This is a genomic window from Mycobacterium arosiense ATCC BAA-1401 = DSM 45069, from assembly GCF_002086125.1.
Taxonomy (GTDB): Bacteria; Actinomycetota; Actinomycetes; order Mycobacteriales; family Mycobacteriaceae; genus Mycobacterium; species Mycobacterium arosiense.
Window position 1 is genome coordinate 1 of the sequence record NZ_MVHG01000255.1, and the last position, 410, is coordinate 410.

At 67.1% G+C, this 410-nt stretch carries 1 protein-coding gene; it reads right to left on the bottom strand.

Annotated features, from left to right (window positions below):
- The coding region (locus BST14_RS28365; protein WP_142279700.1) for a phosphopantetheine-binding protein at nt 1–410 on the bottom strand (410 nt) is incomplete at both ends.

Consider the following 410-nt stretch of genomic DNA (forward strand, 5'->3'; position numbering starts at 1 on the left):
CTTTCGTGGCGGCCCACCACATCGGTCAACGCCGCGCCCAGCGCACCGGCATCGAGTTGACCGCGCAGCCGCAACGCGGCCGTGATGTTGTAAACCGGTGAGGGCCCCTGCAACTGGTCGATGAACCACAACCGGGCCTGAGCAAACGACAACGGAACCACCGCCGGGCGCTCCCCGGCCACCAACGGCTCAGGCCGACCCCGGCCCCCACCCCGACCCACATGCGCGGCCAACTGGGCAATCGAGGGAGCATCAAACAACCTGCGCACCGGAAGGTGGGTATCGAGGCTGGTGTTGATCGCGGTGATCACCCGCATCGCCGACAGCGAATCCCCGCCTAGGTCGAAGAAGGAGTCGTCGACCCCGACCCGGGACAGCCCCAGGACTTGGGCGTAGATACCGGCCAGGAT